The following is a 20,161-nucleotide window of genomic DNA, read 5'->3' on the forward strand; positions in this document are numbered from 1 at the left end:
CCAAAACAAACATGCCTGTTTTATTGGATGTATGAATTAAAAACATTTGTGCAAATTGTGCCAGAAGAAGCCCGTTTTATGATGGAGGCAACCGGATCGCGGCTGAAATGCAGTGCGGTTTTTTCCGGGTTTATCATAAACAGGTTCGCCCGCGCGCCCGGCCTGATGAAAAACGGTGAACCGGTGAGCGCAGATCCGCCAATGGCGGACCGGAGAATGGCAGCGGGATCGGTCTTGTAAACCGTTGACATGAATGCCATTTCCCCCAACATGTCCGGCGGGACAAACATCACGTTATCCGTCCCCAGGTACACCGTGCACCCCAGTGCCTCCATCACCCGGATCGGGGGATGGCGGGCAGATGACGTAACGCCCAGTGTCCAGTTGGACCGGGGACATACCACAAGGGGAATTTCATGCTCCGCACAGGAGCGGAGCTGCTTTTTTGTTGCATGGGTCGCATGGATGATGAGATCCGGATCGAATGCAAGTGCCGCATCGACATCCCCGGCATCCCGTTCCCCGGCATGGAACGCAATCATCTTCCCGGCCCGCCGCGCCGCGGACACCATCCGTTCAAGATCGGGAACATCGCGGGCACTGCTGATCCCAAGACCGCCGGCAATCATCTCCCCCCCGTCACGCCCGAAAATACAGGTGAGGAAGGGAAGGCCGCGTGAGGATTCCTGCAGGGCAGTAACACCCCTGATTCCCCCTTCGCGGAAATCCGCACACCCGGCAGTGCCCCGGGCAATCATCCCGGTAATACTCGCCCGCATTCCTACGATCAGGTCCTGACGGGATGCCGCCCTGAGAAGACGATGTTTCAGGCCATCCGGCGGAGTGACGAGCGCAGCAAGGTCGCCCGTTGTCCCGCAGTCCATGGCAACGGTATCGCCAAGGTGCGTGTGGGCATTGAAGAATGCCGGGCAGACCCAGTCAGGAGGCGCACGGGGATTTTCCTCGATTGCGGTGATCGTCCCGTCTTCTATGATGATATCGGCCGGAAGAAGCGCGAGCTCTTCCCCAACCAGGACCTGTCCGGAGACAATAGAGGGGCTTTTTTTCATACAGCGTATCTCTCCTTTATATATCGAAAAATGAAATATATTTGCATGGCAAAGAAGCAAGGTGGAAGATTACTCTCCTCAGCAGGACTCGTCAACTATTATGAGAGCGAGGACCGTCGGGCTGTCCATATCAGCCCCATCACGGTGATGGTCGTCGCCGCTGCAATCGGTATCATCATCCTGACCATTAATATCGTATTCCCCGGTTAACCGGGTTTTTACGACCACTCTTTTTTCAGCACGCGCCGCGTGATGTCCTCTTCCCCGGAGAAATAGAGGTTGTCGTGCCCCGCCCAGGGCGGACAGTTCCGGAAGATGACCGCGGGCACGCCGTTGTTGCTCTCCCCCATCACGAAATTGGCAAACCCGGCGATCTCGTCGACGACCGCCTCCTCCGTGATCTTAAGCACGTGACCGAAGAGGTCCGTATCCCCCCGGAAATCCCGGATCGCGGTCATGCCGCTCCAGCCAATCGCATTGCCGGTCTGCCCCCGCCGGAAGGATCTCCCGCAGGTGTCCGTGATGATCGAGCCCACGTCATTGCCGGTGATCTCCCGGATCCGCTCCCGCATGCCATCCGCTGCCTTCATCGGGTCGGGCGGGAGGAAGATCACCATGCCGTCCTCGATATTGCTCTGGTCCACCCCGGCCCTGACGCCGATATGACCAAAGGACAGTTCAGAGAGGATGAACGGGTGCTCCAGGATGATATCCGTGGACGCGTCCAGCACGGCCTGTACAAACCGGGGGTCCTCCCCGTTCAGTTTCCCCAGCCGCACGGCCCGTTCCGTGGGCGTTATGGCCGCAAGGGACTTGGTATAGCCTTTCGATTTTGAGTAAATGGTGGAGGCGATGCAGACGATGTCCCCGTCTTTGACCGGCTGGTGCCCGCAGATCAGCGCTGCGACATCATCGCCGGCATGGATCAGGGGGAGCCCCCGCACACCCAGTACCTGGATCGCTTTTGTCATCACAATCCTATGAGACGATCGGGCGATATAGGAGTTTCGGATTGATTGCGGGCGGGATTGCCGGTACTGGCCGGATTCTGATCTGTTCCTTTCATTTTTTGATTGCTATTGAAACGTACCTGAGATTTCGGGATCATTTCAGAGCCAAAAAAAAGAAAAAATGAATTGGAGGATTCCCCGCCTCAGGGCCTCTCCGAGGCACGGCGGGGCAGTGAGTCTTCTATTTGAATAGAGATTTTCTCAACAGGGAATTCAGTCCCTGAACCGCTGCGGGGGCGCCCCTTCGGGGGCTGCGGCGTTTATCGCAAAGGGGGTACGGGGGGGTCTCAACCCCAATCATTGGCCACTATATGTCCGGCTCGCACTCCCTTGATAAGATGATGCCCTCCCAGCCTCCGATATGTTTTTATCATGATCGCGTCTATCACCTCATGTCCATGTACCTGATCATTCGCTGCCCGGGATGCAGGACATTCGCATACGTGGATCGCTACCAGAAGTGGAAACTCTGCCCTATTTGCGGGCATGCGTATGAAGTGGGAAAGGCTCCGACCTATCTCGATGTCGAGGACCATCACGAGGCTGAACATATCGTCCGGCAGATGGAAAAGCATCTCCAGGCCACGAAGAAAAAAGACTTCACGCCGGAGGAAACGGAGGAGTTGCGCCACCACTACACGACCCACCTCCGCACGAAAAAACATAATTCCGTGCATTGACCAGCACTATTTTCCCAGCCGTTTTCCGGTTTTCCTAAACCCGTTTTCACCATTTTCTGTCGTGGTCCAAGGGTATGGCTGCATCGGGAACGTTCCTCATGGATCGTTCCCCGCAAGCCTCATGGGACGGAAAGGATTCTGTCGGCGCATTACCGGGCCGTAGCGGGATCCACCCGCGCATATTTTTCCGGCATGCGTCCTTCCGGCAATAGAACGATATATGTAAGAGATCATGCCCTGATGTACTGGTGAGGGGATCGAAACCGTGCAGTGTGACGTGGTTATAATCGGGGCCGGGCCGGCCGGTCTCTTCTGTGCGATCCATGCGGCCAACACCGGCAGCCGGGTCCTCGTACTCGAAAAGAACTCCCAGCCCGGAGCCAAGCTCCTGCTGGCCGGTTCCGGGCAGTGTAATCTCACGCATGACGGTGAAACCCGGGAGTTCGTCACCCATTATGGCGGGCACGGGAAATTTTTGAAACCGGCCCTGATGTCGTTTACCAACAGGGATCTCGTGGATTTTTTCGGCGACCGCGGCCTTGCAATGATGACTGATGAGAACGGGAAAATGTTCCCACAGACACGGCAATCCGCGGATGTGCTGGCGATCCTGCTTGCGGAGTGCGGGAACCGGGGCGTGACGATCCGGTGCAGCGAACCGGTACAGGCAGTTTCCCGGACTGACGGAGCGTTCACAACTACAACCGGCACGAAACAATACCGATCAGAAACCCTCGTCATCACGACCGGGGGGGCATCCTACCCAAAATGCGGGACAACCGGTGACGGCTACCGCTTCGCCGCCTCGCTTGGCCAGCCGGTGACGGAGATCGCACCGGCGCTCGCCCCGCTGCTCATCCGCCCGTTCCCGTTTGCAAGCCTCTCCGGCATCTCGTTTACGCGGATGCGGTTCTCGGTCTGGCGTGACGGGAAAAAGGTCGCGGACCATACCGGCGATGTCCTCTTCACACACCTCGGGCTCTCCGGCCCGGGCATCCTCGATGCATCGCGTGCGATCCGGCCCGGTGACGTAATCCGGCTCTCGTTTGTTGGCGCGATGCGGCGCGAGGAGTTTGCCGATGAGCTTGCGAAGCGTGCCGCTGAGAACAGCGGCTGGCAGGTTGGCACGATCCTTGCGAAATACCCGTTCCCGGAGCGGCTGAACCGGAAACTGCTGCAGCTCTCCGGGATCCCGGAGGAACTTAAGTGCGCCCACTTCTCTGCAGAAAAGCGGAACGCCCTGATTGCAAACTGCACGGAGTTCCCGCTGGCTGTTGCAGCGCTTGGGGATTTTTCCCTTGCGATGGTGACCCGGGGCGGCGTTGCGCTCGATCAGGTGGACCCGAAGACGATGGAGTCGAAGCTCGTGCCCGGCCTCTTCTTTGCCGGCGAGGTGCTGGACATCGATGGCGATACCGGCGGGTATAACCTGCAGGCCGCGTTCTCGACCGGGCACTGCGCGGCGATGGGGATCCGGAAGAGACGGGATGCCGGGGATTACCAGCTAGTCTGAAGAAACCTATTTTTTCCGAACTCTTATTTACGGACCCGGGACCCAGGGGACTTACTCTCCCTACCTCATGATTCTCCGTCGGAGACGTTCTTTAAGGTACGGGGGTACAGGCCCCCGGGAGGTAATAATTCGCAAAAAAGAGGGTGAGTTTCGCCCGATTTCGGGAAGTTTTACGTCGGTAAAGGGGAGGTCATGTTTAGCAATGTTACAGCGGCCGATCGCAACCTTCCACAGGTTCTAGAACGTGAGGAGCCACCCGGGAATGGGGTTTTTCGGGATCCGATCAAAATTATGATAGCTCCCCGGCTCAGGGCCTCTCCGGGGATTGAGTGGTTCATCAGAACCACGAAATCGAGAAGGTCGTGAGAACTTCGAGTCACGGCGGAGCAGGGAGTTTTCCGATATTTTTCTTATCTGGTCACTGGTCCGCCGCGGGGAGGCAGTCGTCGCATCAGCGAGGACTGACTGGAGAAGATATCAATCTTCGACTGCGCCCCGCCGGGGGCGGCGGCAGTCATCCCATAAGAGAGGTATAGGGGCCTCAACTCGTATCATAAATATTTGTGAAATGAGATTTCTCCAATGTTTGATTCAAAATGATCTATGCCAGCCCGATTACCCGGTGGTTACTCCAAGAGTGCCCCCTTGTCTTCCGGTTCGTCCATCCGTTCGCCCTCTTCCCTATCGTCTTCCGTGCACCAGATCTCGATGGTCCTGTCTGCGCCGATGTATTCCTGGTGGTATTCTTCAATCGTGGAGCCAAGGGACATCGGGACCGAACTGACCAGTTTTCCTTCACGGAACCCGTAGAGCTTGCGGTACGGCCATGTCGGGCCGAGCACGGCAGTCCGTTCATAATAGACGTCCTGTGCCAGCGGGTGGGTGAAGTATATCCCGGTCTCCAGTTCAAACAGCGGTTCGCGCACGTATCTCCGGATATACCAGCGCAGCTCTGCGACAAGGGAAAGTGCACTGCTGAGTGTTGCACAGGAAATGTACACCCCGCAGGACTTCTTCTTCGGGTGGTAAAACCGCAACGCCATCCGGCTGGTCTCTGAGGAAAAGAGCGTATGGTGGAGATCGATCCCTTCGCGCTGGATCAGGAGGACATTCATGCAGATCTCCGGAAATAAGGGGAGGGGGGCCGCATGTTCCCGGGCTCAGGTATACATGCGGTTATCGGTGACGGTCTCGTTCTTCACCTTGCGGACGGCATCCGTAAAGTCATTCATATCGACAAATGCAGCATCGCGACGCACGGCCATCATGCCAGCCTCACGGCATACCGCTTCGAGTTCAGCTCCGGTGGCTTTCTCGGTGGTAAGTGCAATCTCGTCCATATCCACGTTGCCCAGTTTCATGTTGCGGGAGTGGATCTTCAGGATCTGGAGCCGTGCGTCCCGGTCGGGTAACGGTATCTCGATCAGGCGGTCGAACCGCCCGGGGCGCAGGAGTGCGGGGTCGAGCATGTCTGCACGGTTGGTGGCAGCCATGATCCGCACGTTCCCCCGGTTCTCGAAACCGTCCATCTCGGCAAGGAGCTGCATGAGCGTGCGCTGGACTTCCGCGCTTCCGCTCGTTCCGTCGTTCGTCCGCATGCTGCCGACGGCATCGATCTCGTCGATGAAGACGATGGCAGGAGCGCGCTCGCGGGCCAGCTGGAACAGTTCCCGGACAAGCCCGGCGCCCTCGCCGATGAACTTGTGGACAAGCTCGCTTCCCGACATACGGATAAACGTGGCTTTCGCCTCGTGGGCAACGGCCTTCGCGATCAGGGTCTTCCCGGTTCCCGGGGCGCCGTACAGAAGGATCCCCTTGGGGGGTTCCACACCGATACGGCGGAATATCTCGGGACGGGTCAGGGGATATTCCACGGCCTCCCGTACTTCCTTGATCTCGTTTGCCAGACCGCCTATCTGTGCATAAGAGATATCAGGTGACACTTCAAGTTCCATCACACGGACGCGGGAATCATAGATATTGCCGATCACTTTTACGATCGAGAGTGCATTATTGACGGCAACCTTGGCCCCGGGCTTTAAGAGGGGACGGAGTTCTTCAGATGCATTCGTGAGATACTCCTGGTTGTTGCCCTGCTGGCGGAGGTAGATCTCGCCGTTCTCAAGGATATCGACCACCACCGCAACGAAGAGCGGCATACGCTTGAGCTGGTTGTTCTCGCGTTTCAGCTGGCCGTTCTCCTTCTGGAGCTCGTCGGCTTTCACTTTCAGGTCGAGAAGTGCAGCCTCGAGTTCGTTCAGCTGGATCTGATACTTGAGTTCACCGGAAGATGCAGATGTATTGACAGCAATCTCTTCCATATCACTCTTATATGTTCATCTTCAACCATTTATGTGGTGTGATTTTGCATATCAGTGGAAGAGGGATATCACGGGGACGGGGGACCGGCAGTCTCCTTGTCAGCCCGGTGCCGATCTCGTTCCTGTCCGGTGTAGATCCGGAAACGGGGATTATCGTGGAAAAAGGCCACCCCCTGCAGGGGACCTGTATTGCCGGCAGGGTCTTGGCGTTCCCGTACGGAAAGGGGTCAACGGTCGGGTCCTACGTCCTGTATGCCCTGAGCCGGAACGGCCATGCTCCCGCGGCGATCGTCAATACCGAAGCCGAAGCGATCATCGCCACCGGTGCAATCATCGGCAGGATACCCATGATCGACCGGATCGCGGTCCCCCTTAACCGGCTGAAGGATTCTGTCCCGGTCACGGTGGATGGCGACCGTGGCGGGATGGAGTATGACGGGGAACTTAAAGATGCCTGATCCGGTTTTCCGGATACCTGCGAGCGCAACTCTGAAATAATTCCGGGTCTCAGGTTCTGGTATGCAGTATAAGATCACGGTTCCGGTTATTATCCTCCTGTGTATAGTGATTGTTTTTGCTGGATGTACCGGTACCCAGAGTTCGTCCGGTACCGCTACATCCGTTTCCTCTTCCGGTTCTGCATCGGCGGGAGATAATCTCATCACCTCACCGACTGATTCGATCCCCGATAATAATGCCGTAAGTGTGACGGTCCAGGAAAAAGAGTACGATGGGAAAATCCATGTAGCGTTTGACGGTGGTAAAGGACAATCGCTGGTCAGCTCCATTGATGTTACGCTTTATCGTTCGGACGGACAGATCATGACAACAAAAATCGGTACAAACAAGGGTGATGAGGTAATTCTAGAAGGAACCAAGAACCCTGATAAACCCGACCGTGTCGTCGTTTATGTATCCGAGATGAATGGCCAGACATACAAAGTTGATGACGCCCTCAGACCTTACCGGCAACACTGATACCAGACTATAAAAACCCTTTTTTATATACCGCAATTCTAGTATATCACGTATCATGCAGGTCAACTGGCGGCTGATCCATGCGGCACGGAATTCCTATGCCGTCCTGTATGCGGCCTGTGAACGGGAAGGATTTGTCCTTAACCAGACAGATGGCCCGGCCGATGACGTGACCTGCTACAGCCTCACATCGATCAGTGCCTCCCGGTACCACGACGAAATTGCAGGGGCTGACGGTCTTACCATTGTCGGAGGCCCGCATGCGACAGCCTGTCCCCGGGAAGTAGCGGACTATGCGGATTACGTCATTGTCGGCGAGGGGGAGTTCACGCTCCCGCGGCTCCTCGCAGACCTCCGGGAGGGCGGGCATGGAAGGATCCCCGGTGTGATGACCGGTGACTATTACCGGCCAGCTGATACGGTGGTACGGCTTGATGCATACCCGGCCTTTTCCGAGTTCAAAGGGTATATAGAAATCTCACGGGGCTGCCCGTTCTCCTGCGGGTACTGCCAGACACCGCAGATCTTCGGGCACTGCATGCGGCACCGCTCGATCGACGAAGTGGCCCGGTATGCAGACCGCCACCGGCAGTCGCGTTTTGTCACCCCCGATGCATTCGCCTACGGGTCTGACGGGATACACCCCCGTTTTGACAGGGTCGAACATCTCCTGCAGAAGTGCCGGCACCGGGTCTATTTCGGCACGTTTCCGAGCGAAGTCCGCCCGGAGTTTGTCTGTGACGAGTCCCTCGGGCTGGTCAACCGCTACTGCGCGAACACGAAACTTCACTTCGGCGCCCAGTCCGGGAGTGACGTTGTGCTGGAACGGCTCTGCCGCGGGCACAGAACGGATGACGTGGTCCGGGCCGTTGAATTGTGCCGGGATTTCGCGCTCACTCCCATTGTCGACTTCATCGTCGGGTTCCCGTTCGAGACGGACGATGACCAGCGTGCAACGCTTGACATGATCCGCTGGGTCGCCCGGTTCGGGAAGGTCCATGTCCACCGGTTCATCCCTCTGCCCGGGACACCTCTCGCCGGAACAACCGCGCGGCCACTCCTGACGGAGACCGAAAAATGCTGCGGGAAACTGGCTTTACGGGGTAAACTGACCGGTTCGTGGAACGATCCTGAGATAAGGTTTTTTAGACGCCCTTCAAATGATATACCATGAAAGATGTGCTATTGATAGCAGATCTCCATGGTCAATTCGGTAAAATTGATTCATTTCTGGAGTTGAGTCCAGAAGCGGTATTTATTGCAGGCGATATCACCAATATGGGTCCCGTTGACGCGGTCGATGACGTGCTCTCACGCATCGACGTGCCGTGTTTTGCAGTGCCCGGCAACTGCGACCCGCGTGAGATCCTCGAGACGCTCGAACACTCGGATACCGTGAGCATGCACGGTGCCCAGATCAACCTTGGCAAGATGACCATCGTTGGTGTCGGCGGGTCAAACCCGACACCCTTCAACACACCGTTCGAGCTGACCGACAAGCAGATAGATGACGTGCTGCACAGCGCGATGAACAAGATGGAGAAGACGGTTCATAACGTGCTCCTCTGCCATGCCCCGCCCTACGAGACTCTCGACAAGGCCAATGGCGAACACGTGGGCAGCCAGTCGATCCGGAGACACATGAAATCGTTCGACCTGGTCTGCTGTGCCCATATCCACGAACAGCGTGGCGTCATGGATGTCGACGGGGTAAAAATTGTCAACCCCGGCCCGGCGATGGACGGGTACTGTGCGATGCTCCACTTCGGGAACGAAGCACGGGACATCAGGGTTGAACTGCTGACCGTATAGAACAGCAGTTCAGGAAGGTGACGGGGATAGACCTGTCACTGTAAAATCTTTTTCAGAAAATTAACTGAAATGAATTGTTGAAAATCATTTCTTTCACATGATGGCGCTCTCGGGGGCTCCGCCCCCGCCGCTGTGGCACCCCCGGTAGCGATTCCTCTGTATTACCGGCATAAATCAGCCAACAATTTCAGAGTGTGGACAGGCAATATCGCAGCATCCCGATGCGCCCCGTCCCCCTCGGGGGATGTCGAATCTCATCAGAGATGAGACACGAGAAGAATCAGAATGATTCTTCGAGTCTGGTTATATTCGAAGAACTCTGATGGGTTCTTCTCATCCTCATGGTTCTGATGAACCATTCGGAGGCGCAAGAGGGGGGGCGATTTTATTTGTTAAAATTAATTTTGTAACTCAAAAGATCCAAATTATTTTTCCGATCGTTTGGCCAGTAGCAGTTCCAGGTACGAGTCAAGGATCGGCTCGCCATCTGCCCCAATCTCTTTTGCAATGTTCTCGATCATTGCCGTAGGATTGTCGGTCTCGTCCCGGGCGATTATCTCGATCTCGGCAAACGTCCCGAGCTCGTCAACCGTGTCGAGTGAGATCGAGGCAGTGCCGAGCCGGTAGTTCTCCCGCCACTTGTTCACTTCGGTTGTCCGGGTAAACCCGAGCCTGGCGAGCATCGTCTCAAAGGCCTCCCCGGATTCCACGGCGAAATTCAGTTCTTCGCGGGCCTTGAGACCGAATTTTTTTATCTTGGGGCCTTTGTAAGTCACAACCGCATGGTCATCCGTATACCGGACCCGCACTGCCTCATCGGTGGTGGCGAAATCCCGGTGGGGGGCATTATAATAGATGTCATGCTCGTGCACCCTGCCGCAGAACTGTGCGTTCTTTCTCTTCAGCTGTTCACGGACCGGATCGAGAGCAGGTATCCTGACTTTGAGTTCAATTTCGAGCATGTGTGTGCCACACTTTTATCTGTCATGATTACGACTTAATATAGTCAGGTAAACCATGGCAATAAAAGAAGGAGATTTTATCCGGCTCAGTTATTCCGGCAGCGTCGGCGAGAAGGTTTTTGACACCACCGATGAAGCCGAAGCAAAAACTGCAGGTATTCACAGCGAGAATGCAATTTACGGCCCGGTCACGATCTGTGTCGGCCAGAAACACGTAATCGTCGGTCTTGACGAGGAACTTGTCGGCAAGAAGGCAGGTACCGAAGGAACCGTCACCGTCCAGCCCGACAAGGCATTCGGCGAACGCGACCCGAAAAAGATCCAGTCCTATCCGAAGAACAAGTTCAGCCAGAAGCCGGTACGCGGCATGCCGGTGAAGATGGATGAACAGGGTGAAGGGACCGTTGTCGATGTCATCGGGTCACGGGTCATCGTTGATTTCAACGCACCCCTTGCCGGGCAGACCCTCACCTATCACTACAAGATGGAAGATAAGGTAAACGATCCACTCGACCAGCTGAAAGGCCTCGTCCGGTTGTATGCCGGCCGGGAGCTGGAGATCGCACTGGATGAGGGCAAGGCAACCGTGACCCTCCCGCCGGGCATCACCTATGACCGCCGGTGGCTTCTCTGGCGCGGCCGGATCATCCACGAGAGTTTTGAGCTGATCAAGGGCATTACCGAAATTGTCCTGGTTGAAACCTACAAGAAACCCGAAAAGAAAGAGGAATAATTTTTCCCATCCGTTTTTTTCCTGTTATTCCCGGGATGAGGGTTGTATTCACATCCCGTTCCCCTTGATCATCGTTGCTGGATCAGACTCAGGACTGGGGTCCTGTTCTTGGTCGCTTATCCATCCGTCCGCCTCCGGAAAAATCCGGACACAGATCCATCCATCTCCGGTAGTGAACCGCCCTTTTTAATAATGTACGGCAGGAAATAACATTATGGACAAGTCATCAGTGGTTTCCCTGGTATTGCTGGCACTTCTTGTCACCTGTGCCTGTATTGCGGGATGTTCAGATTCATCATCTTCAACAACTACCTCCGGACAAACAGCGGTTACGACGTCGCCTCTCTCTTCCTCTGCGCTCTACGTGGCCGGTGATATCATTAAAAATCCCAAATCCGGTTCAGCTGCGGCAGTACTGATTATCGGCTACAATCCCGGCACGGACATGTACGAGCGCGCCTATATTTATCCTAACAGCGACGGAAGCTGGGGCCACCGTATCGATACCAGTACGGCAAAGGTAAGCCGGTCGATCATTGAACAGGTGTACACCGAGAAAGTCAGGAATATGGCTGTTTCAGCAGTTCCCATCGGTACTCCCACGACAGCTGCAACAGTGGCTGCAACATCGACCATAGAAACTACGACAGAAACCACAACTGCGACAACAACGACACCGGGTAATCCGGCCCCCGTGGTAAAAGATATCAACCCCTTTATCGGGACATCGGGAAATACGGTATCCATTACGGACCTCGAAGGGTTGAATTTCATATCCGGAGCAAATGTAACCCTTGAAAAATCGGGAGAGCCTTCAATTACTGCAACTGATGTAAGTGTTTCTTCATCAACCAAGATCACCTGCACATTCGTCATTCCTTCCGGAACTGCCACAGGGCAATGGAATGTTGTCGTCACCAACCCGGATGGACAATCCCACTCATATACTAACCTGTTTACCATCTACAAAGGTGACACCACTGCAACGACGACGACAACATCGACAACAACTGCTATCGCAAGTAATGTAACCATAATCTCACTGTCTCCTGTGAAAATCGTAACCGGCGGATTGGATACCTACATCAATCCTCCCATGGATATCACCGGGACAAACCTGACATTTGGTTCAAAAATCATTCTTACCCAAGGCAGCAGCACAATAACCTCATCAACATACTCTGCCGTGAGCAACCAAGAGGCCCATGCATTTTTTACTATACCCGGTGCATCTACCGGCACATGGACCGTTTCGGTCGTGGATTCCAGCGGGAATGTTCTTGCCAAAAGTACAGATGAATTAACAATCTCAATGAGTTGAGTCTAGTTAACTCTTTTTTTTCCGGTAATAGTTACAGAATTTAAAAAATACTGTTTTCCGGTCAATTTTTACTCCTTTTAAAAAAACTTGAATGCGATGACATGAACGAAAGACAATGGATTTCGTAAACGCTATGATGAATCTTTTCTTTATGTAAGAATGGATGCCCGGATACGGTTGTATAGTTTGATCTATGATATTTTATTCATTTTTTATTAGAGCACTGCAAAAATGCGTTTTTTAAAAAACCGCTCCACAAATTTGATATTATCCATTGCGTCATACTCACAACAGGGAAACCATCCTTCACGGTTTATGATGCAGATCACGATGCCTGGAAAACCGCTGCCGGATTTTGAACTCCTGGAAAAGCAGGGGAATGTTCCGGCACTCATCCGTCTCCTCGGACATGCGGATGTGAATGTCCGTCATCATGCTGCCCGGGTTCTTTACGAATCCGGCAGCGCAGCAGTCCCCGCTCTCCTTGCAGCACTCCATTCGCATCAGGTACTGGTCCGGCTGGGTGTTGTTGAAATTCTCGGGGCAAGACGGGACTCCCGTGCAGTCCAGCCGCTCGCCCTGGTATTGAAAAAGGATCCGCTCACCGAAGTGCGATGGGCTGCTGTCCTTGCTCTTGGCGGGATTGGCACTGCCGGGGCAATCCCCCCTCTTGTTGATCATCTGCGGGACGAAAACCGGTATATCCGGTATGGTGCTGCCATCACCCTCCGGAAGCTTGGCTGGTTGCCGGAAACGGATACAGAAAAAGCGTACCAGCTGATCGCGTTACAGGACTGGGACCATCTCCGTGAACTGGGCACCGCTGCGGCAGCCCCGCTTGCGGACATGTACCGGGATGCTGATCCTGCGACACGTACTACGATCTCGACGCTTCTCGGGGAGATGAGAGTTACACGTTCCCCGGCATTATTCCGGTCTGCCATCACGGACTGCAATCCCGGTGTCCGGTGGCAGGCGGTGCTGGCTGCCATGAACAGCGGGATCGCCACTCACCATCTCCCGGGGATTCTTGCGAGACGTGAGAGGCCCGGGCCCAATCCTGCGGCAGCAGCGATCCTCAATTTCCTGTTCCTTGGGATCGGATACAATTATCTTGGCAAATGGTGGGGCTTTCCGGTCTTCATGAGTTATATGACGATCATCGTGCTTGCCCAGCTCGCAACGGGGCCGTTTCTTCCCTATCTCATCGCTTACCCGATCACGGCAGTCATTGCCCTGCATACGTATTATTGGGCCCGGGATGCGGCCGATCGTCAGTGAGGTGCTCAATGGTCCTGGATCACATCCTGCATAAAAAACCCGATATCGGCAAAATGATCCAAACCAGGGATTGTGCGGGTCTTATCCGCCTCCTCGGTTCGCGGGACCTGGACCTTGTGACAGCAGCGGTTCGTGCACTCGGCACAATCGGCCCTGAAGCAACCGGACCCCTGCTGGCAGCACTGAATAAAAAAGACCGGAACCTCCAGCTGGCGATCATCAGTGCCCTTACAGAGATTGGAGATCCGCACGCAGTGTCATCACTGGTCCTTATGCTTAAAGACAAGAGCAGCGAAATCCGCTGGCAGGCTGCGATTGCCCTCGGAAAGACCGGGGACGTTTCTGCGACCGGCGCCCTTCTTGCATCGCTCCGCGACCGTGACAAGTATGTGCGGTATGGATCGGCACATTCCCTGATCAAGATCGGGTACAAACCCGTAAGCGATGAGGAATGGGCATGGTACTATGTCGGCATCCAGGACTGGCCTTGCCTGACGGAGCTGGGACGTCCATCGCTTCCGGCCCTCGCCAACCTGCTCAGGGACCAGGACAGCGAAGTCCGGATTTGTGCAGTCCGGTCGCTCGGGGAGATCGGAGACCGGGATGCCGGCCCGCTGCTCCTGCAGGCCCTCAGTGATGAAAACCGGCAGGTCCGTTGGGAGGCCGTCCTTGCCTCCCAGAAATGCGGGGTGCCCATGGAAGCGATGCCCCGGGCCCTCCTGCAGCGTCCCCGCGCCAGCAAGAGCCCGCTCATTGCCGGTTTCCTGAATTTCATGCTGCCGGGTCTCGGCTATGGATATCTGGGGAAATGGTGGGGGATCATGATCTTCCAGATCGATATCACGGTCACGGTCTGGTTATTCAAGATTGGGGGGGAGACCATCACCTATGCCGTGCTCCTTTCCGTGTATATCGTCCTTGCCGTTCATGCGTGGTACATCACGAAGACCATGCCGGAAGATCCCCCGTGAAAATTATCCGGTCATTTTATACCGGAGCAGTCCTGCAATCCCGCCGAGGGCGACAAGCCGCTCCCCGGGCTCGAATGCAGACGAGAGAACCACAACAGATGCCCTCATCGCCTCGGCCTTTTCAATCAGGTGCATGATCTCCTGGTCCCGCAGGAGCGTATCGGCAATCAGTACCTGTTCTGCCGCACCATAGCCGATCGCATCCCCGACTTCACGGCGACCGTAGGCAACCGCGCCGTTCTGGGCAATCCTGAGCAGCACCTCGTCCATCATCTTCACCTCCCGGGAGAGCTGGAGGTCACCGATCAGCTTCTCGAGCGCTCCCTTGCCGATCACTTCCTGGACCGCCCCGCGCCCGATCCGCCGGGTTTCAACGATGATTGCACGGTCGATCGGAGGACTGTTCTGGTTCCGGGAGTACCTGGCAAAATCCTCCTTGATAAAACCGGGGCCGGCGATGATGAACGGGCCGGACAATTCAGCGATTACGGCGAGGATCTGGTCAAAAAATCCCCGGCGCGATTCCGTCTCCGCACCTTTGCCGCTGCCGGAGATGATGGTGATGACACTTTCGGGCCCGTACTGGCGGAGACGAAAGAGTTCCGCTTCCCCTTCCTCAATGGTCAGGATGTGGATCACGCCGTATACCGATGCCTTCACCGCCCGTTCGATCCGCTCGAGATCCACCGGCCGCCATTGTTTGATGACCGAGATCTCGTAACCGGTCTCCACGTTGATCGTATGAAAGGCCCCCTCATCCACGCCATGTTCGATCGTCCCGGTGAGCCGGAGCCGGATGCCGTGTTCGGAGAATTCAAGGCGGTCGACCCGGATCCCGAGCCGGACCGGCCGCTTCTCCACTTTCTCCGGCCGTATCTTGTCGCTTGCGGCATCGACGCTCCGGAATGTCGTCGCAAAGACCAGGTCTCCCGGGGCAATGATGTGCTGGAGGTGCCACAGGTCGTCGATGCTCTCCGGGAAAAGCCTTATCTCGCCGTTATTGTTCCGCATCTCACCGTATTCAGCCTTCATGGTGCCCCACGATATCCGACCCGCCGGGCGGGGTGAAGGCAGCCACCTGATCGGTATTCAGGATGCCTTTGAGCGCCTTCACGTCTTCTTCCGGCATTTTTCCCTTGAGTATGCGCAGGACTTTCTTTGCCACGTCATTTGGTTCGAACTGCCCGGGTTTGAGCTCGACATAGGCTTTGGTCTTGCCTGTGATTGCTGAAGGGGGCCCTCCAATCACTGCGGCATGGGGTTCGAGCATGAGACCGATGCCTACGGCAAGCGGGACATTCCGGTAATACGTGCGCTCTCCCCGGACAATGAATGAACCCCGGGAAATATACTCCCCGGCCTCCGGCGTCTTGCTGACCTGCGGGGGGAGGGCACTGTACACGTCGGCGGAAAAGTGCCCGCTCCTCCAGGCGCCGGAATAGGATGCCGCGAACTGCGCAACTTCATCCATCCGCTCCGTCTTCCCTTTGACAACGACAACGCTCGCCCCGTGGACATCCGCGTGGACGAACAGGTCGCCCCCGGCCATGTATTTCTTGACCAGCTCCTCGTTCTGCGAAGCATCCCGTCCTCCGAGCACGACAACCCCGTCGCTCGTGACAAACCAGCGGAAGCGGTGGTACCAGAGTTTTTTCAGGGGAATAAATTCCCGTTTCCGGGCGGTTTTCCGGACTGCAATGGTCTTCATCGCGACAAGGGCACCGGCCTTCTTCCTCCTGAATTTTTTTATGACGTCATGGTACCGGCCGGCATTCTGCTCTACGCCTTCGTGGACATAGATCTTCACCAGCTTGCCGATATCCACGTCCACGGCCGCTTCGCCCGGGTAGAACGTTATGATCTTTTTTGCATCCGGGGAAGCAGCATCCTTGAGATGTTTTTCAATCTCCTGCCAGGAAAGTCTCCTGCTTGCCGTATCGAGCGATGTGATGAGCCGGGCGATGAACTGGTAGTTCTCGTAAATGGCGTTGACGATCTCCTCTGCCTGCGCGATGCTCCGGTCGAATTTTTTTATCGCTGCTTCCTGGTGGAGGCGGATGCGGTCTTCCTTTGGTATTTTCGGGCGGGCCGCGGATTTTTTCTCGGCCTTTGTCAGCGGGTAGAAGGCCTCGAGCGCCTCGGAAAAGGTGGGATACGCCGTAGTACCGTTGCTGTCCCACAGGTCAACCGGTTCACAGTGCCTTGCTGCAATCACCGGTGTTCGTGCATTCTCTACGCGCCGGAACAGGTCCTGCAGTGCATTAAAAATGCTACCGGGTTCCGCTGATGCTGCCGGAAGCGTCTTGTCAAGACCCGCCTCCTTACTGATATATTCCGCATACATCCCGCCGAGCATGCAGCCGATCGCAAGCGACCGGACGAGGTCCCGGTCATCGTTCCTGAGGAATGTCGCAAGGCTTTCAGCAGAAACCGTAGGATCACTGCTGCCAAGAACATAAATCACTCCCGGTATGACCTCCCGGTCCCTGAACCGGTGGTGCCAGAGGGGTTTGATGATCGTGTAATTTTCATCCGAAAGGATGACATTTCCTTCATCAAACAGCTCAATGATGAGACGATAGATCAGGTTCCCCTTGCCGACATCAAAGATAAGGACCCGTTCGAGCCCGTGCTGGCGGATGGCCAGCACTTTTCCTCCGGAGATGTATTTCCGGAGCAGCATGGCAAACTGGGGAGGGTTTTTCGGGGGCTCGGGAAGGTCCCGGACAAGGTGTGCCCGTCTCCCGGCCTCGATGATCAGGGTGTATTTTGCCTTGTTCTCGCCATTGAGACGGATGGCGAGGGTCCTTGTGTCGAACTGGTAGACCTTGTCGATCCAGAGCGGCAGCTTCCCGTTTAGCTCAGACACCATTGCCCTGATGTCGATGCCGCTCATTCCCTGTTCGGATGCCATCGATGATAAGATATGAGCAGCCGGAACCTAAATAAACGTATAACCACAAGGGGAACGGGCGAAACCAAATTAGATATGGCTTGCGGACAGAGTTGTAAGACAACTGGTGTTGTGGGATGAGCGAAGGTAGTACGGAAGAGAAGCCAGTCCAGACAAAAAAAGCAAAGACCAAGGCGGATAAGCAGGCTGAACATATCGAGCGCATCAAGCGGAACCTTGTTGCATCCGTCTTTGGTATCCTTGCCGGGCTGCTCTCCTATTATTTCGGCGGCATAACGAATGCAGCGGGGTTACAGAATGACGGGTTCCTGGGGTTCATGTTCATGCTGGCGTTCATCGTTCTCCAGAAACATATCTTCATCCTCCTGGGCATGAATACCTCAAGACTCGGGAGCAAGGACTGGTTCTACCAGGGGTTCATGACCTTTGCATTCTGGTTCATGGCGTGGACGATCCTGCTGACCTGTTTTACCGGCATCGTCCCCAGCTACACCGCCAGCGTCACCTCAGGTACTGCCCCGCTCGCCGTCCAGTTCAACGATACCTCAGTGACTTCTCCGACTTCCTGGAACTGGTCGTTCACCAACGTGACGGGTAACAATACTCCGGTATCGTGGAGTACAGAACGAAATGCCACGCAGACGTTCGGAGCGGGAAACTTCTCTATTGCATTGAATGCCAGCAACAGTGCAGGGTATAAGATTGCCACGCAGGTGACGTTTATCAACGTCACTGCACCTGCGGTAACACCAGTCGCTCCGTAACTTCCCTTGTTCTGGTCCCTATGAGAATTGCTATAGTCCACAAGGATCGCTGTCATGCCAGGAAATGCGGCAAGGAATGCATCCTCTACTGCCCCCGGGTCAGGACCGGGGATGAGACGGTCGTAATCGGCGCTGATGGCAAGGCCCAGATCTCGGAGGAACTCTGTGTCGGGTGCGGTATCTGCATCAAGAAATGCCCGTTTGATGCGATCGATATTGTCAGCCTTCCGGAAGAACTTGAGCACCCGACCCACCGGTATGGCAGGAACGGTTTTGCACTCTACGGTCTCCCCATTCCCGTTGAAGGGAAGGTCACCGGTATTCTCGGGGCCAATGGTATCGGGAAGAGTACCGCGATCAAGATCCTCTCCGGCCAGCTTCGTCCCAACCTCGGGAACTTTGACAATGAAGTTGCCTGGGAAGAGATCCTCAAACTGTATGCCGGCACGGAACTCTTCGACTATCTCCAGACCGTCTCGAAAAAGACGCTGAAGATCGCATCAAAACCCCAGTATATCGATTACATTCCCAAGCTCTTTTCCGGTACCGTGCGGGCCCTCCTGAAGACAACGGACGAACGGGACCGGCTTGCCGAGATTCTCCCGGTCCTGAAGCTGGACGCCATTCTCGACCACGAGATCAGCACCCTGAGCGGGGGAGAACTCCAGCGGGTCGCCATCGCTGCCTGTCTTGCGCGTGATGCCGATCTCTATTTCCTCGATGAGATCACCCCGTTCCTGGATATTTACCAGCGGATTGCGGCGGCAAAACTGATCCGCGATCTCGCCACGGAACGGCCCGTTGTCATTGTCGAGCATGACCTTGCCATTCTCGATATGCTGGCCGATACGGTCCACGTGGCGTATGGCAAACCGGCGGTGTTTGGCATCATCACCCGCCCCAAGGGAGTCAGGGTGGGCATCAACCAGTATCTCGAGGGATTCCTTGTTGAGGAGAACGTGAGGTTCCGGGACACGCAGGTGGTATTCGAGAAACGGGCGCACGACAAAGGCTCCGAACGCGAAGATCTTTTTGTCATTCCGGCAATGACGAAGAAATTCGACACCTTCCAGCTTGAAGTCGGCGGGGGGACCGTAAAGGCCGGCGAGGTGCTGGGCATCGTCGGGGCAAACGGCATGGGAAAGAGCACCTTTGCAAAACTCCTTGCCGGCGTTGAAACCCCCGATACCGGAACAATCGAGACCACCCTGCGCATATCCTATAAACCGCAGTATATCAAGGCCGATACCTCCGACAGTGTCGAGCAGTACCTGCGGCAGAACACGACAAAATTCGATTCTTCGCTGTACCAGCACGAGATCATCGAGGCACTGACCCTCAACCCCATCCTTCAGTCGCCCGTCGATTCCCTGAGCGGCGGGGAGCTCCAGCGCGTGGCGATTGCCGGGTGCCTCTCCCGCGATGCAGACCTGTATATCCTTGATGAGCCCAGCGCCCATCTCGATGTCGAACAGCGGGTGAAGGTAACCCGCATGATCAAGCACCATGCGGAAGGCCGGGACGTGGGGATCATGGTGATCGACCATGATATCTATCTGATCGACATGATCAGCGAACGGATTCTGGTCTTTGAAGGGGAACCCGGAGTCAGGGGAAGTGCTGCAGGACCGTTCCGGATGCGGGACGGTATGAACCGGTTCCTGCAGGAACTGGATGTCACGTTCCGCCGTGACCAGAGCGGGCGCCCGCGGATCAACAAACCCGGTTCGTTCCTCGACCGGGAACAAAAATCCATGGGTGAATTCTATTATTATGCGCAGGATGAAGATTGAATTCATCTTATAGTTTTTAATATTTTAATATGCAATTC

20 protein-coding genes are annotated in these 20,161 nt (G+C 55.6%); 13 read left to right on the forward strand and 7 right to left on the reverse strand.

The features are described 5' to 3' along the window. Window positions 1–20 precede the first annotated feature (20 nt). A complete protein-coding gene (locus ABSG49_RS07680; RefSeq protein WP_424025530.1) occupies window positions 21–1,070 on the reverse strand; it encodes an amidohydrolase family protein in 1,050 nt (349 codons plus the stop codon). Window positions 1,071–1,115: 45 nt separating this feature from the next. Here ABSG49_RS07680 and ABSG49_RS07685 point away from each other — a divergent pair, with 45 nt between their 5' ends. Next, a complete protein-coding gene (locus ABSG49_RS07685; protein ID WP_424025531.1) occupies window positions 1,116–1,280 on the forward strand; it encodes a preprotein translocase subunit Sec61beta in 165 nt (54 codons plus the stop codon). Window positions 1,281–1,288: 8 nt separating this feature from the next. Here ABSG49_RS07685 and ABSG49_RS07690 read toward each other — a convergent pair whose 3' ends face one another. Continuing rightward, window positions 1,289–2,041, reverse strand: a complete 753-nt coding sequence (locus ABSG49_RS07690) for a coenzyme F420-0:L-glutamate ligase (protein ID WP_424025532.1) — start codon at window positions 2,039–2,041, stop codon at window positions 1,289–1,291. A gap of 437 nt (window positions 2,042–2,478) precedes the next feature. Here ABSG49_RS07690 and ABSG49_RS07695 point away from each other — a divergent pair, with 437 nt between their 5' ends. Both ABSG49_RS07695 and ABSG49_RS07700 read left to right on the forward strand, forming a co-directional pair. Beyond that, window positions 2,479–2,760 (forward strand): DUF1922 domain-containing protein, encoded by a 282-nt coding sequence (locus ABSG49_RS07695; protein WP_424025533.1) that lies wholly within the window; start codon window positions 2,479–2,481, stop codon window positions 2,758–2,760. Window positions 2,761–3,025: 265 nt separating this feature from the next. Next, complete coding sequence (locus ABSG49_RS07700; RefSeq protein WP_424025534.1) at window positions 3,026–4,273, forward strand: BaiN/RdsA family NAD(P)/FAD-dependent oxidoreductase; 1,248 nt, start codon at window positions 3,026–3,028, stop codon at window positions 4,271–4,273. 626 nt (window positions 4,274–4,899) lie between these two features. On the opposite strand, the gene ABSG49_RS07705 is transcribed toward ABSG49_RS07700, so the two are convergent. Together ABSG49_RS07705 and ABSG49_RS07710 are read right to left on the reverse strand one after the other, a co-directional pair. After that, entirely contained in the window at window positions 4,900–5,388 is a 489-nt protein-coding gene (locus ABSG49_RS07705; protein WP_424025535.1) for a DUF5804 family protein, read from the reverse strand. Window positions 5,389–5,433: 45 nt separating this feature from the next. Next, window positions 5,434–6,594 (reverse strand): proteasome-activating nucleotidase, encoded by a 1,161-nt coding sequence (locus ABSG49_RS07710; protein ID WP_424025536.1) that lies wholly within the window; start codon window positions 6,592–6,594, stop codon window positions 5,434–5,436. An 11-nt stretch (window positions 6,595–6,605) separates the two neighbouring features. Here ABSG49_RS07710 and ABSG49_RS07715 point away from each other — a divergent pair, with 11 nt between their 5' ends. The 4 genes from ABSG49_RS07715 to ABSG49_RS07730 all read left to right on the forward strand — a co-directional run bounded on the left by ABSG49_RS07715 (window position 6,606) and on the right by ABSG49_RS07730 (window position 9,384). After that, window positions 6,606–7,052, forward strand: coding sequence for a DUF126 domain-containing protein (locus tag ABSG49_RS07715; RefSeq protein WP_424025537.1), 447 nt, complete (start codon window positions 6,606–6,608; stop codon window positions 7,050–7,052). Window positions 7,053–7,113: 61 nt separating this feature from the next. Continuing rightward, complete coding sequence (locus tag ABSG49_RS07720) at window positions 7,114–7,572, forward strand: hypothetical protein (RefSeq protein ID WP_424025538.1); 459 nt, start codon at window positions 7,114–7,116, stop codon at window positions 7,570–7,572. A 55-nt stretch (window positions 7,573–7,627) separates the two neighbouring features. After that, window positions 7,628–8,746, forward strand: a complete 1,119-nt coding sequence (locus ABSG49_RS07725) for a TIGR04013 family B12-binding domain/radical SAM domain-containing protein (RefSeq protein ID WP_424025539.1) — start codon at window positions 7,628–7,630, stop codon at window positions 8,744–8,746. Then, window positions 8,743–9,384: a metallophosphoesterase family protein gene (locus tag ABSG49_RS07730; RefSeq protein ID WP_424025540.1), complete on the forward strand. Its 642-nt coding sequence runs from the start codon at window positions 8,743–8,745 to the stop codon at window positions 9,382–9,384. Before ABSG49_RS07725 ends, ABSG49_RS07730 begins: the two co-directional genes overlap by 4 nt. Before the next feature lie 425 nt (window positions 9,385–9,809). Here ABSG49_RS07730 and cyaB read toward each other — a convergent pair whose 3' ends face one another. Next, on the reverse strand, window positions 9,810–10,346 hold the full coding sequence (cyaB, locus tag ABSG49_RS07735; RefSeq protein WP_424025541.1) for a class IV adenylate cyclase: 537 nt from the start codon (window positions 10,344–10,346) through the stop codon (window positions 9,810–9,812). Between the two features lie 55 nt (window positions 10,347–10,401). Here cyaB and ABSG49_RS07740 point away from each other — a divergent pair, with 55 nt between their 5' ends. From ABSG49_RS07740 to ABSG49_RS07755, 4 genes are all read left to right on the forward strand, one after another. Next, window positions 10,402–11,079 carry an FKBP-type peptidyl-prolyl cis-trans isomerase gene (locus ABSG49_RS07740; protein WP_424025542.1) on the forward strand — a complete coding sequence of 226 codons (678 nt, stop codon included), beginning with the start codon at window positions 10,402–10,404 and terminating at the stop codon, window positions 11,077–11,079. Window positions 11,080–11,293: 214 nt separating this feature from the next. Continuing rightward, window positions 11,294–12,400: a hypothetical protein gene (locus tag ABSG49_RS07745; protein WP_424025543.1), complete on the forward strand. Its 1,107-nt coding sequence runs from the start codon at window positions 11,294–11,296 to the stop codon at window positions 12,398–12,400. A 315-nt stretch (window positions 12,401–12,715) separates the two neighbouring features. Continuing rightward, window positions 12,716–13,681 carry a HEAT repeat domain-containing protein gene (locus ABSG49_RS07750; protein WP_424025544.1) on the forward strand — a complete coding sequence of 322 codons (966 nt, stop codon included), beginning with the start codon at window positions 12,716–12,718 and terminating at the stop codon, window positions 13,679–13,681. A gap of 8 nt (window positions 13,682–13,689) precedes the next feature. Further along, window positions 13,690–14,652, forward strand: coding sequence for a HEAT repeat domain-containing protein (locus tag ABSG49_RS07755; protein ID WP_424025545.1), 963 nt, complete (start codon window positions 13,690–13,692; stop codon window positions 14,650–14,652). 3 nt (window positions 14,653–14,655) lie between these two features. Here the strand turns inward: ABSG49_RS07755 and ABSG49_RS07760 are convergent, their stop codons facing one another. Beyond that, window positions 14,656–15,684 carry an mRNA surveillance protein pelota gene (locus tag ABSG49_RS07760; RefSeq protein WP_424025546.1) on the reverse strand — a complete coding sequence of 343 codons (1,029 nt, stop codon included), beginning with the start codon at window positions 15,682–15,684 and terminating at the stop codon, window positions 14,656–14,658. Then, window positions 15,674–17,566, reverse strand: a complete 1,893-nt coding sequence (gene rqcH, locus ABSG49_RS07765; protein WP_424025547.1) for a ribosome rescue protein RqcH — start codon at window positions 17,564–17,566, stop codon at window positions 15,674–15,676. Before rqcH ends, ABSG49_RS07760 begins: the two co-directional genes overlap by 11 nt. Before the next feature lie 116 nt (window positions 17,567–17,682). On the opposite strand from rqcH, the gene ABSG49_RS07770 reads away from it, so the two are divergent. Together ABSG49_RS07770 and ABSG49_RS07775 are read left to right on the forward strand one after the other, a co-directional pair. Next, entirely contained in the window at window positions 17,683–18,330 is a 648-nt protein-coding gene (locus tag ABSG49_RS07770; protein ID WP_424025548.1) for an EMC6-like membrane protein, read from the forward strand. A gap of 20 nt (window positions 18,331–18,350) precedes the next feature. Continuing rightward, window positions 18,351–20,123, forward strand: a complete 1,773-nt coding sequence (locus tag ABSG49_RS07775; RefSeq protein WP_424025549.1) for a ribosome biogenesis/translation initiation ATPase RLI — start codon at window positions 18,351–18,353, stop codon at window positions 20,121–20,123. The last annotated feature ends 38 nt before the right edge of the window (window positions 20,124–20,161 follow it).

This window comes from Methanoregula sp. (genome assembly GCF_049510175.1).
Taxonomy (GTDB): domain Archaea; phylum Halobacteriota; class Methanomicrobia; order Methanomicrobiales; family Methanospirillaceae; genus Methanoregula.

Coding starts and splice junctions, on each gene's coding strand:
- ABSG49_RS07715 (WP_424025537.1), top strand. CDS start 6,606: ATGTTCATCTTCAACCATTTATGTGGTGTGATTTTGCATATCAGTGGA.
- ABSG49_RS07725 (WP_424025539.1), top strand. CDS start 7,628: ATGCAGGTCAACTGGCGGCTGATCCATGCGGCACGGAATTCCTATGCC.
- ABSG49_RS07680 (WP_424025530.1), bottom strand. CDS start 1,070: ATGAAAAAAAGCCCCTCTATTGTCTCCGGACAGGTCCTGGTTGGGGAA.
- ABSG49_RS07690 (WP_424025532.1), bottom strand. CDS start 2,041: ATGACAAAAGCGATCCAGGTACTGGGTGTGCGGGGGCTCCCCCTGATC.
- ABSG49_RS07695 (WP_424025533.1), top strand. CDS start 2,479: ATGTACCTGATCATTCGCTGCCCGGGATGCAGGACATTCGCATACGTG.
- ABSG49_RS07755 (WP_424025545.1), top strand. CDS start 13,690: ATGGTCCTGGATCACATCCTGCATAAAAAACCCGATATCGGCAAAATG.
- ABSG49_RS07740 (WP_424025542.1), top strand. CDS start 10,402: ATGGCAATAAAAGAAGGAGATTTTATCCGGCTCAGTTATTCCGGCAGC.
- ABSG49_RS07730 (WP_424025540.1), top strand. CDS start 8,743: ATGAAAGATGTGCTATTGATAGCAGATCTCCATGGTCAATTCGGTAAA.
- cyaB (WP_424025541.1), bottom strand. CDS start 10,346: ATGCTCGAAATTGAACTCAAAGTCAGGATACCTGCTCTCGATCCGGTC.
- rqcH (WP_424025547.1), bottom strand. CDS start 17,566: ATGGCATCCGAACAGGGAATGAGCGGCATCGACATCAGGGCAATGGTG.
- ABSG49_RS07775 (WP_424025549.1), top strand. CDS start 18,351: ATGAGAATTGCTATAGTCCACAAGGATCGCTGTCATGCCAGGAAATGC.
- ABSG49_RS07770 (WP_424025548.1), top strand. CDS start 17,683: ATGAGCGAAGGTAGTACGGAAGAGAAGCCAGTCCAGACAAAAAAAGCA.
- ABSG49_RS07745 (WP_424025543.1), top strand. CDS start 11,294: ATGGACAAGTCATCAGTGGTTTCCCTGGTATTGCTGGCACTTCTTGTC.
- ABSG49_RS07685 (WP_424025531.1), top strand. CDS start 1,116: ATGGCAAAGAAGCAAGGTGGAAGATTACTCTCCTCAGCAGGACTCGTC.
- ABSG49_RS07750 (WP_424025544.1), top strand. CDS start 12,716: ATGATGCAGATCACGATGCCTGGAAAACCGCTGCCGGATTTTGAACTC.
- ABSG49_RS07760 (WP_424025546.1), bottom strand. CDS start 15,684: ATGAAGGCTGAATACGGTGAGATGCGGAACAATAACGGCGAGATAAGG.
- ABSG49_RS07720 (WP_424025538.1), top strand. CDS start 7,114: ATGCAGTATAAGATCACGGTTCCGGTTATTATCCTCCTGTGTATAGTG.
- ABSG49_RS07705 (WP_424025535.1), bottom strand. CDS start 5,388: ATGAATGTCCTCCTGATCCAGCGCGAAGGGATCGATCTCCACCATACG.
- ABSG49_RS07710 (WP_424025536.1), bottom strand. CDS start 6,594: ATGGAAGAGATTGCTGTCAATACATCTGCATCTTCCGGTGAACTCAAG.